This is a genomic window from Arthrobacter sp. Bi83 (assembly GCF_918698095.1).
GTDB lineage: Bacteria > Actinomycetota > Actinomycetes > Actinomycetales > Micrococcaceae > Arthrobacter.
Genome location: NZ_CAKKLY010000082.1, coordinates 1 through 11,193, shown reverse-complemented (window position 1 = coordinate 11,193; position 11,193 = coordinate 1). Strand labels below are relative to the sequence as shown.

The window sequence follows — 11,193 nt, the reverse complement described above, 5'->3', positions numbered from 1 at the left end:
AACCAAGACGCGGCTCCATGGGGCTCGGAATCCTGTTGGGAGCTCCTGCCCTTTATGCCCTTTACTTCGGGACAACAAGGGGTATAGCTCCGGATGAAGGGTACAAGACGTTCCTCGCTGGGCCTGCAGCGTTCATACCTATCGCTGCGTATCTGGCGGTAGCCGTTGTGCTGGCGGTCCGGCCACGCACCTCCCGGTTGGGTGCGGGGCTGCTTATTGGCCTGGGGATCTTCACCCTCCTCGGCGGTGGGATCTGCGTCGGAAGCCTCGCGCAGATGAGAGGCCTGAGATGAATCCGTCCTCGTTCTCTTCCCGGCAGGCGCTGCCCGGTCCCGGCCAGCCGCTGCGCGGGGACCGCATCCACCGGTACGTCACAGCCTTCTGTCCCGCCTGCCACGAGACAAACCCCCCGCTCGCGCAGGTGCGGCGCCTCTCCGGCGCTCTGGTGATCCGCGACGACCGGGTCTGGCTCGAACGCGGCTGCCCGGATCACGGACTCGTCAGCACGTTGTACGACGAGTCTCCGGAAATTCTGCGCTACCTGGAGAAGTGGCAGGCGCCGACTAAGCAACACATCCCGGACCAGGCCGGCAATTACCGCCAGGTACCGGAGGCTTACGCCTACGGGCTGCCCGCCATGCAGACGCAGCACACGTGTATCCTCCTGCAGGACATCATCGAGCACTGCAACCTGCGCTGCCCCACCTGCTTCACTGCCTCCGGCCCCCAGCTGCAGGGAGTGGCGCCGCTCAGCGAGGTGCTGGCGAATATCGACACCCGGCTTTCCCGCGAAAACGGGCGGCTGGACGTGCTGATGCTCTCCGGCGGCGAGCCGACGCTTTATCCCCATCTGGGCGAACTTCTGGATGAGCTCGTCGCTCGGCCGATCGTCCGGATCATGGTGAACAGCAACGGCATCCTGATAGCGACCGACGACGAACTGCTCGCACTGCTGGCCAGGCACCGGGACCGCGTAGAGGTGTACCTCCAATACGACGGCCCGTCCAAAGGAGCATCCATCCACCACCGAGGGGGAGACCTGACCCGCTTCAAGGACATGGCCATCGCGCGCCTGTCCGAGGCAGGTGTTTTCACCACCCTGACGATGACAGCGACACTGGGCGTCAACGACGGTGAGGTGGGCGCCGTCGTCATGAGGGCTTTGGAAACCCCGTTCGTGGGCGGGGTTGCGCTTCAGCCGGTGTTCGGTTCCGGCCGGGGGCACGGCATCGACCCCCTGGACAGACTCACCCATACGGGGGTACTCGATAGGCTCGCGGAGCAGACCGGAGGGGTGGTCTCATGGCACGACCTGACAGCACTCCCGTGCTCACATCCGCACTGCGCGTCTGTGGGCTACATGCTGAAGGACGACTCAGGGATCTGGCGTTCGCTGACAGCCCTCATCGGGCACGATCAACTGCTCGCCTGGCTGGAACTCAATCCTGACAGCATCGCCAACCGCATCGCCGACAGCGCGATCCCGCTCGAACTGCGCAACCTGATGAAGTCCTCCCTGCTGGACCTGCTGAGCGAGCAGTCCTCGCTGTCCCACCCGCGGACAATGGATCTTTGGAAGAACATCTGCACCCAGTGCGACCTCGGCATCGGCACGCTCACCACACTGGCTGCCGGCAAGCTTCCAGGGCAGCAACAGCGGCTGCGTCGACTCCTCGCCGAACGGGTCACCCGCATCATGGTCAAGCCCTTCATGGACATCTCGACCATGATCGAGGAACGGCTTACGCAATGCTGCGTTCATGTGGGCACGAAGAGTGACGCCGGCGATCACCAGTGCGCTCCGTTCTGCGCTGTTCAGGCGTGGCCGGCCTTGGCAAGGCAACGTATGAGCACAGCCACGGGCACGCGGCTTCTCCCCGTCCGCCAGGTCTGAGTCAGCGATAGGGAGGAATGATGAGTTCTGCTTCTGATGCCCGGCGTATTGCAGCCGGACCATTGCCGTCGCAGCTGGTGCGCTCCAAGCACGCAGGCCGGGACGGACACAGGCCTGACCCTGAAACGGATCCGCAGTCCCCGCCGCCCGTCGATCCGCTGCGGCTCTGCATCTTCGCGACCGTTGCCCTGCTCGGCTGGGCAGCCGGTCCGGTGGCAGTGGCCGTGTTCGCTGCAGTCGGATTCGCAGGCTATTGGAAAGCGCGACGGAGGGGCCTGACGAAATCGAACTGTTACCTCGGCGATACGAGGCTGGTCTTGGCCTACCTGGGCGTCCTGTTGGCGGCTGGGTTGTGGGGGATATATTCGCTGGCAGTTCAACTTTTCGGCTCGTAGACGCCTCAGGATGTTGGCAGCCGCCTCTTGCCTGTCCGGTGGGCGTCCCAACGATATGCGTACTGGGAGCAAGGCCCATCGAGAGGAATGCACAGTGCAGCAGCCACCGGAGACTGGGTATCCAGGTTCTCCCATCCCGGCTCCGCTTGTAGACGCTCGGCGATTGACTTAAGCTCTGCGATGATCTGCTCGCTCTTCCACGATGCCCAGAGAAAGAAGGCAGTGACTAGGGCGACAGCACCCGCCGGCACAGCGAGCCATAATTTCGGCTCCTGCTCATTCCCACCCTGCTGTCCACGGCATGCCTTCAGTTTCAATCCCGGATCTTGTCCTCACGATAGCTGCTGACCCACTCCTGTAGCCAGTCGGTGCTCCAGGTCGGGGTGGCGACCAAGAGAACTTCCGGAGTCCTTGGTCATCGCGCCCGCCCAGATGCATTTCTGAAGCGTCCTGTGTACTGTGCGGCTGTTGATTTCGAGCTGTCCGGCTCGCTGTGCCAACAATTCTCCGGTCTCAGGGATGATGAGCTCCGTCGCTACCTTTAGATCCATGCCATCAACGTGACACAGCCTGCGAAGCCCGTAGCCGTCGTTCCCTTAGAACAGCGGCCAGGGCACCGCCGACATCTCACCGCTCGGAGCCGGAAACCTCCCTGCCAAGCGCAACCGGGCGCAGCGCGCGGCGAGCGTTGCAATTTCTTCGGCGCTGAGCAAGTGCGCCAGGTTTCGGCCCAGCCCACCGTGCAGTCCTTCGCTGACACGATCGATGCCGTCGCGTTCCTCGGCGGTCAGAGCGTCGCCCAGCCATCCCCACAGCACCGTGCGCAGCTTGTGGTCACGGTGAAAGGTGAGCCCATGGTCCACGCCGTGCCGGTGTCCGTCCGTCATGGCAAGAATGTGGTCGCCTTTGCGGTCGGCGTTGTTGACGACCATGTCGAACACCGCCATGCGTCTGAGCGCTGGCGAGTCTTCGTGAACGAGGGCGACCATCCGTCCGTTCTCATCTCGTCCTTCGAGAACGTGCTTCCAGCCCGTCTCCGGCACGTGGTCCGCCGCGACCAGGTTCACGGCGCATTGGGCGGGGTCTTGCTCCTGCCAGAGCTGCACCATTCCTTCGCCCATCGGACCATCGCGCAGCCAGGTGTGCGGCACGACGTCCCAGCTGAAGGCCTGCGAGACCAGGTAGGCGGCCACCTCCCGGTGAGCCAGGGTGCCGTGGGGAAAATCCCACAGCGGACTTTCGCCTGCTATCGGCTTGTAGACGACCACCACGTCGCCGATGCTGCCCAAAAATGTAGCGTTTGAAGCCGTCGTGATCCGGCCGGTGAGCGTCAGCGCGGCGGTCACTAGGTCCGGCGCTGGCATCAGACCTCGGGAAGGGTGCAGATGTGCCCGTCGGCGTCTATGGGGTAACCGCAGAGCGAGCACGTCGGACGCCCCGCGACCACGATCTCACGGGTGCGCTTGGCAAATGCGCGGGCGGTGCCGACGGGCATTCGCACCACCAGCATTTCGGGCTCGTTAGCGCCGTCCTCATCAAGCGATGTGTCGTTGTCATCAGCATCGACATCGGCGATGGGGTAGGGCTCTATTACGACCTGGGCCGTGGTTGGGTCCCAACCTAAGCTCATGGCGCCGGTGCGAAACTGCTCCTGAACGGCCTCGAGCTGGTCGTTGTCGACAAGTTCAATGGGAGTACTCGTGGGAACGCTGAAGGGGTTGCCGTGGACCGTGATGAGCTGGTCGAGAATTTCGTCGATCTTCTCCGCGAGCAGAGCCGACTGCTGCTTCTCCAGGGCAATACTCACGATCTGCGTCCCTGCGCGTACCTGAAGGTAGAACGTGCGCGCCCCCGGGAGGCCAATCGTGCCGACGACGACCCGATCGGGCCAGGCAAACTCGTGAACACGTGTAGGCATGTCAGTATTTTAGGCACATGAGGTTCATGGTGCCTTTTGCCCTGCACCGCCGCCCACCGGCGCGTCGCCGGAGTGGGTGCCGTTCGACAGCCACGACAGATCACCCGCATCGGTGTTGGTCGCGTAGACGCTCGGCCGACTAGCGCCGTAGCGCACGATCGATACGGAGGCGGGGCCCACGTTAATACGCTGGAACAGGTCAAGGTGCATGCCGAGCGCGTCGGCGAGGATTGACTTGATGATGTCACCGTGACTTACCGCCACCCACACGGCCCCTGGCCCGTACTCGGCTTCGAAGGCTGCATCGTGGCGTCGAATCGCTGCCACCGACCGAGCCTGCATCGCGGCCATGGATTCACCGCGGGGAAAGACGACGGCGGACGGTTGCGACTGCACAACCGGCCACAAATCCTCGGTCGCGAGATCACTGAGCGTGCGGCCCTGCCACTGGCCGTAATCGCACTCGGTGAGATCGGGATCGGCCGGCGCGTACGGCGTGCCAGCCTGGCGATCGAGGATAAGCTGGGCGGTCTGCTGACAACGCTCAAGGGGGCTCGACACCACCCCGACCACGGGCACGGCCGCGAGCCGGTCTCCGGTCAGAGCCGCCTGGTCGCGCCCGATCTCGTCCAGGCTGACGCCGACGGCCCGGCCGGCCAGCAGCCCAGTGGCATTGGCTGTGGTGCGACCGTGCCGCACGAGAATAACTGTTGCCATCCCCCCAGCCTAACCACCCGCTCGATGGCGGTGTGAACCGTACCGGGTCGCGGGTAGAACAGGCAGATAAAGCACTGGCGGAACACTTCAAGCACGCCGACGGGCTCAAACCCGCCCAGACGGACTCGGCACGCATTGACCAGCTAATGGACGACGCAGCAAAACCGGAAACCGGCGGCCAGAACCCCGGCCGAAGTCGACCCCCGCATGGAGGACGTCCTGTGCCCGCTCCGCGTCGGATCCAGAAGTTCCCGCCATCTCAGAGCGGGTCGTGTGCCATCGGTTGTGATGGACCACACCTACCCCGCGCTGTGCGCCCAGAACCAGGGCACGGCACTCTTTGTAAAAGCCCCGGCTTTTGTGGAGACGTTTTTAGTTGGAAATTGAGAGCAGCCCCTGGGCAGGGTGGCCCGCGTGGAGCTGCTCGTATTCGACTGGCGGGATATGGCCAATCTCGCCGTGGAGACATCGGTGGTTGACCCACTCTACGTATTCGGCCACTAGTGGCTGAGCGTGCCGTGCGGCGTGCCCGGGAGTCGGCAACGGGCGGGGGCGGGACTTGGTCGCAGCCGCGGTTGAACTTCTCCAGCAGGATCAAGTGTTTCTAGGCAAAGAAGCGCCGCACCCTGTCGATGCGGGGTGCGGCTGTTTGGGGGGGGAGAATAAGGCTGTGGACAGTGTCCACACTTTGGGTCACGGACTGGGCCGTACCGGTGCTGGACTGGCCCGGATTCCGTATGTTTGATGCAGGGGCGGGACGGGCGGCGGTTGCCTGCCCGTCCCGCTGTGCAATAGGCGGAGGGGAAGAACCAGTGGCCCTGGCGTTCCGGCCGGTTGGCTACGACCGGGAAGCTGCCGGTGCAGCCCCGCCGTTCAAGGGCGGCGGCGTAGATCCCCTTTCGGGCGGAGAACCAGCCGGCGATCAGGAGGGGAATGACAATCAGTAGCGACGCCAGGACCCATCGTTCGGAAGGAGACGGGCATTACCCAAGGTGCGCTCACCGGTTGCGTCCCTGCGATGTTCAGCCCTCGCGCCTTCATCTGGCGTCCGTCGGCGATGACGATCATGCCCCGCCTTGGCGTTGCTCCGCACGTTTCCTGGGAACGTGGTTCCGGTGTCGCCCCAGATGACATTCGGTGCGCTGGCCAGAATGTAGTTGCGCGCGGCGGGACCTGTCATGGCTAGGCCGTTGTTCGAGGAACTGATGCCGTGCCGGTCCTTAAGCGCTTTGAAGAGCGCTCTCGCGGTTGCAGTGTGGGCATCAGTCATCAGGCACCAACTGGTGTAGAGGCCGTACAGTGCGTCCGGCCCAAGCCCTGCTCCTGCTTCCCGGTCGACGGCGATGGCTTCGGAGAGGAACCGGTCGAAGTGCGAAGGGGAGGTCATTTGCGCTCTTTTCAGTAGTTACATCGGTCCCGGTTTCACGTCAGCTGCCACGCGCTTCGGCAGTGTCAGATCGGGCCAGTGACATGAGTTGTTCGGAGCAGATTCCGACGTGGATGGGAAAAGGTGCCGAGGGCGGCAATGTTTGGTGGCTACATTCCGTCAACGGCTTGTCTGCTGAGGATCTCGTATGAGGCACGTGGCTGCCGTATCGGGGACCTCACCCTGAAAAGGAGCCGGATACGTGAAAGTGACGGGCGGATCGACGTGCTCGACTCCCGCCGCGGGCTTCGTGGATCCTAGATGGAGCGCCAGTTCCGGCTGGCGGCAGCCGGCGTTACGTCGGCTTGAAGGGCAGAGCCGTCACCGGTGAATCAGTCGCCACATGGAGTCTTTTCTCGCCTATTCTGGGTTTTTCGTCTGAGGCGGTCTGATGGTGGACAATTTCGTGCGAGGGATGACCTTGGGCTGTGGGGCGATCGCCATGGAAAGGACTGCGCTGTGATGTCAGGTGGGGATTCCCGGGCTGTTCCGGCTGAACCGAACCATGCCCGGGCTGACAGCCGTCGGGAGCGCAGGCAGAGCCGCTGGGCCACTGTCCTGGCTGTGGCGCAGCGATTGTTCTACGTGGCGGTTACGGGGGCGGTGGGGTGGGCGGTCTACTACTTCCTACTGGCACGCCTGGCGCGCGGGCCCGAGCAGGTGTGGGTGTTCCTGCCTGTCTGGCTGATCTTGGCGTACGCCCTCTTGCCGCGCGTCCACAGGATCCTAAGCAGCCTATACATTCCGGACTACTTCATCGGCCGCGCACGGACCGGCGACGGCGTGCTCGGGGATCCCATCAACCTCGCCGTCATCGGCCCGGCAGGGGAGTTGCGGCAGGCGATGATCACGGCGGGATGGGTCGAGGCCGACCCCCTGACTGTCTCGACTGCCTGGCGAACCCTTGAATCAACGGTGGTCGGGCGCAGCTATGCGGCCGCGCCGGTCAGTTCGCTCTACGTGTTCGGAAAGAAGCAGGACATCGCTTTTCAGCGTGAGATCGACGGTAACCCCCGTAAACGGCATCACATCCGGTTTTGGAGATGCCCTGACGACTGGATGCTGCCCGGAGGCATAGGAGTGGACTGGGTGGGTGCGGGCACCTACGACAGAAGTGTCGGTCTGTCCCTCTTCACCTTCCAGATCACGCACAAAATTGCTGACCGCACCGACGAAGAGCGCGATTTCATCATTGAGACCCTCCGGGCGGCCAACGCGGTCGAATCGGTGCATGTCATCAGGAACTTCTCGACCGGATATCACCACCGAAACGGGGGCGGTGACTCCATCCGCACCGACGGCCACCTTCCGATCATTGATCTGAATCCCCCGGAGCGGCTGGGGACTCGGTCCGGAACTTGATCATCTTGTGGGTGCCGTCGCAATAGGGCTTGATCGCGGACGCCCCGCACCGGCACAGGGCCACAGTTCGCCGTTGCCGCGGCGCTGGTTGCCCTGAAGGGGTGACGATGTCGAAGTCGCCCCGGACGAGGATGGGGCCGTCGGGGCAGAGGACGATCGAGCCGTTGCCGGGAAACTGCTGCTGGTCCTGATTCATGTGTACTCCCGTTGGGGTTGGGCAAGAAATGAAGGGTCGGGTGAGAATGCGAGGCGGATCTTGCCGCCGTGCCTGACCTGCAACTCCGTGACGGAATGCGCGGCTGTCTTGAGCCGGGTCCCGGCGTAAGGAACGCCTCCTCCGAGCCGCAGTGCCAGCGCGATCCAGCTGCAGACGGCGCGTTCGGCAACCCACAGCGGGGCGAACAGGACGGTCCGGGCCGGAAAGACGCACCGGCCCCGGTGCCGTCTGCGCCCGACTTCCGCCAGAGCCACGGCAGCCACGGCAGATCCCAGGATAGCGGGGACAGCCAGGCGCGGCGGCTGGACAAGCACGGCAGCCAGTAGAGGCACCAAAGCTAGCTCCGCACAGAGCCGGCGAGGCTGGGCGAAGCCGTCGTAAGCGTGCCGGATCCGCTGTTCCAGGAAGTGCCGGGACGCCGGAGGCCGGCGGGCAATGAACAGTGCAGGCATCCGCTTTTCCACTCCGCCTGCGGCAGTGACGGTCCGGATCAGCTCAAGGTTTTCGAAGAGGACGGCATTGTATCCGCCGGTAGCAACCAGCGCGTCACGCCGGACGGCCAGCGTCCCTGGAAAGTCGTCGGCGAAGGCACGGTTGATCAGCGTCCGGGCGGTATCCCAGCACGCGTGCCAGGGCAGGGGGCTGAAAAAGTTCTGCGGCCGCACGACGTGCGCATGATCCAGACCACCGAGTACGGACGTGAGCCCCTCATAGGTGTAGCGGACGTCGTCGTCGGCGATCACGAGTCTCTCCGCGCAGCTGAGGCGCACGGCTGTCAGTACGGCCGTGACTTTGCCGTTGCCGCCTGCGCCTGGCGCCGGCCGGATATGGCGGACGGCTACCGGGAACCGCGCCTGGTGGCAGTCGTAGAGATCCGCCGCTGATCCGTCGACGACGGTTACCCGGATCCACGAGCATAGTTGCTCCAGATAAGGCACCAGCTCGTCCAGCCCGGAATCCTCCGCCCAGCGCAGTGGAAGGATGTACTCGGCCCGCAGGGGTTCGGGGAGCGTCACAGGCCGGCCGGGACAGCGGCTCGCAGGGAGGACCTGCCGTTGTCCCAAGCGTCCATGATCAGGGAGGAGAGCCGGGCGTCGATCGCAAGAACGGCTGTGGCGCCGAAGAGCACGTCCCCGAGGAGGCCCGGTTCTGCCTCCACCAGGCCGCCGGCGAGGTCCCGTCCGGCGATTTGCTCGTGCACCGCATCCGCTTCCACGTGCTCGTCGAAGTACCAGGTCACGTCTGGGCCGAATCCGTGGCGCCGGAACCCCTGACCGTAGAGCTGGTTGGGCCGGGAGGACGTCATTTCGTAGATCGCCAGATGCCCGGCGATGGCTCCGCGGAGTCTGCGGTTCAGACCGAACAGGGACATCACGTTCACCGAGGCCAGGGAGATCGCCGGAACGGCGTCCACGTAGCCGCCATATTGGTCGTTAAGGCCCAGTCCCCGCATGGTCCGGCCAAACAGGACACTGTGCATCCGGTCCGGGCGGCCGCCACCGTATTCGTCAGCCTGGATCTCCACCAGCGCGGCCTTGGCCCGCCCGCTCAGGCGGGGAATGGCCCAGGTGTGCGGGTCGGCTTCCTTCAGCTGATACACCGACTTGTGGATCAGGAACTCGCGGAGTTGTTCAAGGTCCGCCCTTTTGGCCACATGGCGGGACACGCTTGGCCCGCCGCCCTGGGCGGCGAGTTCGAACAGGACGGCGGCGACATCATCGCTGCTCATTGTTTCCGCCGGGGGCAGGCTGGTGTGTTCGGCGTGCTGGTGCGCTGCGGAGCGCAAGGCATTTTCGAACCGTACCTCGAGCAGATGGCGGACCCGGATCAGGTCGGGGTTCCATTCCCAGCGGTCATCCACGCCGTCCAGGCCCGTGTAGTGCAGCTCGTAGAGGCAGAACAGGGCCAACTGGAGGTCCTCGTCTTCGATGATGTCCCCGACGAGGGGCAACTGCACCGTGACCAGCTGGTGCAAGTGCGCCTGTGCTGACGGGTCGGCCCCGGGATGGCCGGAAAGGAGGCTGAGCAGCCCGGCGGTGACGGGTCCGCGCGGTTCGGGGATCTTCATTGTGCTCCTATGGTGCCCTCAACCGTTGCGGCTGCGGACGTTGAAGGGGGGTGGGGGCAGGTCGGCCGAGGTTCGAAGGCCGGCGTCGCGGGTGAGCAGCACGGCCAAGGCGATCATGCCAACGGTCAAAAGAGGGTGCAGCCAGTTGTCGGCGCTGGTGACCGGGACGTAGTTCGCCGGGCTGTCATGTCTGAAGACGAGGCCGGGCGAAACGGGGGACCTCAGACGACGGTCTTGCCGCGCCGGCGCCGCCACCAGATGAAGGCCGCGAAGAGGGTGACCAAAGCGATTCCACCGATCACGTAGGGCGCGAGATTCGTTCTGGTGGCCTCTGATTCGGCCGGCTCACCGGTGCCCGGGTTTACCGGGTTTCCCGACGGCGTCGCAGAGGGCGACGATTGCCCGCTGGGCGCAGGCGTCCCGGCCGCGTCCGGAGCGCCGGTGGTCTCCGTCTGGACCCGCACAGCAGGCATGGTCCGGGCATCAACTGTCGAACTGGACGCAGCCGCTTCGGAGGGAGCCGCCAGCGAAGGTGCGGCGAGGTCAACTGCGCCTCCGGCGAGGAACAGTCCGATGGCGACTGCGGTAAACATCCTGGGCATGAGTCCTCCTGGTGGGTTCCGGCGACCGGGGTCAGCATCGTGCCCCAGTGAATATAGTAAGCATGATTAGCATTAAGTGCTAAGCGACCTCAAGTCGCTCCTGCATGCGGTCTAAGGGCGGCCTGAGAGAAGGTTTTGCGCAGGTGCAGCGGCGCCGGGCTCCGGTGGACGTGGCTGCTCAGCTGTTGCCTGGATGGACGAGGCTGTCGGGGTCCTCCCGGCTCGCCGGCGCATCGGCGAGTCCCTGCGGTGACAGGTCGAGGTCTTCAACTCGGGTCCATTCCTGGCCGGCTGCCGCCGGGGGATCCGGGGGTGGTGTGATGTGGTTCGTCATGAATGTTCGTCTCTGGTTCGGCAAGGGCTGGGCCGGGCTGGCGGCGCTGGGGTCCGGGTGGCTGGGGTTAGTGCGGTATTTCCATTTGGAAGCCGCGCCGGCACCGCAGTACCCGGGTCCGGAGGTAGGCCCGGAGGAAGTCTGCTGGCCGCGGCTGGGTGGAGAGTGGTGTGTGGGAATTTCTCAGGTCCGGATCGGTGGGGGACATGGGTTCCCCGCAGTGGATGTACTGGGCGCCCAGGTGCACGACGTCATCGGTG

General features: G+C 64.6%; 14 protein-coding genes. 5 read left to right on the top strand and 9 right to left on the bottom strand.

What is annotated here, in order from left to right; translation table 11 throughout:
• The 3 genes from LQ144_RS22065 to LQ144_RS22055 all read left to right on the top strand — a co-directional run.
• On the top strand, nucleotides 1-293 hold a 293-nt coding region (locus LQ144_RS22065), incomplete at its 5' end, for a hypothetical protein (RefSeq protein WP_230121390.1).
• Entirely contained in the window at nucleotides 290-1,894 is a 1,605-nt protein-coding gene (locus tag LQ144_RS22060; protein ID WP_230121389.1) for a radical SAM protein, read from the top strand. The genes LQ144_RS22065 and LQ144_RS22060, both read left to right, overlap by 4 nt.
• A 20-nt stretch (nucleotides 1,895-1,914) precedes the next feature.
• The gene (locus LQ144_RS22055) at nucleotides 1,915-2,289 is read left to right on the top strand and encodes a hypothetical protein (protein WP_230121388.1); all 375 of its coding nucleotides are present in this window, start codon (nucleotides 1,915-1,917) and stop codon (nucleotides 2,287-2,289) included.
• Between the two features lie 596 nt (nucleotides 2,290-2,885).
• Here the strand turns inward: LQ144_RS22055 and LQ144_RS22050 are convergent.
• The 4 genes from LQ144_RS22050 to LQ144_RS22035 form a co-directional block, all read right to left on the bottom strand.
• The gene (locus tag LQ144_RS22050) at nucleotides 2,886-3,653 is read right to left on the bottom strand and encodes an SCO1664 family protein (protein ID WP_230121387.1); all 768 of its coding nucleotides are present in this window, start codon (nucleotides 3,651-3,653) and stop codon (nucleotides 2,886-2,888) included.
• Nucleotides 3,653-4,207 (bottom strand): DUF3090 domain-containing protein, encoded by a 555-nt coding sequence (locus LQ144_RS22045; RefSeq protein ID WP_230121386.1) that lies wholly within the window; start codon nucleotides 4,205-4,207, stop codon nucleotides 3,653-3,655. The genes LQ144_RS22050 and LQ144_RS22045 overlap by 1 nt, the downstream gene beginning before the upstream one ends.
• 24 nt (nucleotides 4,208-4,231) lie before the next feature.
• Entirely contained in the window at nucleotides 4,232-4,924 is a 693-nt protein-coding gene (locus tag LQ144_RS22040) for a histidine phosphatase family protein (RefSeq protein WP_230121385.1), read from the bottom strand.
• A 940-nt stretch (nucleotides 4,925-5,864) separates the two neighbouring features.
• Nucleotides 5,865-6,311: a hypothetical protein gene (locus tag LQ144_RS22035; RefSeq protein WP_230121384.1), complete on the bottom strand. Its 447-nt coding sequence runs from the start codon at nucleotides 6,309-6,311 to the stop codon at nucleotides 5,865-5,867.
• A 501-nt stretch (nucleotides 6,312-6,812) separates the two neighbouring features.
• Here LQ144_RS22035 and LQ144_RS22030 point away from each other — a divergent pair.
• Nucleotides 6,813-7,712, top strand: a complete 900-nt coding sequence (locus LQ144_RS22030) for an LssY C-terminal domain-containing protein (protein ID WP_230121383.1) — start codon at nucleotides 6,813-6,815, stop codon at nucleotides 7,710-7,712.
• Here the strand turns inward: LQ144_RS22030 and LQ144_RS22025 are convergent.
• The 5 genes from LQ144_RS22025 to LQ144_RS22005 all read right to left on the bottom strand — a co-directional run bounded on the left by LQ144_RS22025 (nucleotide 7,663) and on the right by LQ144_RS22005 (nucleotide 10,933).
• Nucleotides 7,663-7,908, bottom strand: coding sequence for a CDGSH iron-sulfur domain-containing protein (locus tag LQ144_RS22025; RefSeq protein WP_230121382.1), 246 nt, complete (start codon nucleotides 7,906-7,908; stop codon nucleotides 7,663-7,665). The genes LQ144_RS22030 and LQ144_RS22025 overlap by 50 nt on opposite strands.
• Nucleotides 7,905-8,945, bottom strand: coding sequence for a glycosyltransferase family 2 protein (locus tag LQ144_RS22020; protein ID WP_230121381.1), 1,041 nt, complete (start codon nucleotides 8,943-8,945; stop codon nucleotides 7,905-7,907). The genes LQ144_RS22025 and LQ144_RS22020 overlap by 4 nt, the downstream gene beginning before the upstream one ends.
• A complete protein-coding gene (locus tag LQ144_RS22015) occupies nucleotides 8,942-9,997 on the bottom strand; it encodes an iron-containing redox enzyme family protein (RefSeq protein WP_230121380.1) in 1,056 nt (351 codons plus the stop codon). Before LQ144_RS22015 ends, LQ144_RS22020 begins: the two co-directional genes overlap by 4 nt.
• Nucleotides 9,998-10,218: 221 nt before the next feature.
• Complete coding sequence (locus LQ144_RS22010; protein ID WP_230121379.1) at nucleotides 10,219-10,599, bottom strand: LuxR family transcriptional regulator; 381 nt, start codon at nucleotides 10,597-10,599, stop codon at nucleotides 10,219-10,221.
• Between the two features lie 178 nt (nucleotides 10,600-10,777).
• Entirely contained in the window at nucleotides 10,778-10,933 is a 156-nt protein-coding gene (locus LQ144_RS22005) for a hypothetical protein (protein WP_230121378.1), read from the bottom strand.
• Here LQ144_RS22005 and LQ144_RS22000 point away from each other — a divergent pair.
• A partial coding sequence (locus LQ144_RS22000) for a hypothetical protein (protein WP_230121377.1) occupies nucleotides 10,932-11,193 on the top strand: 262 nt, incomplete at its 3' end. The genes LQ144_RS22005 and LQ144_RS22000 overlap by 2 nt on opposite strands.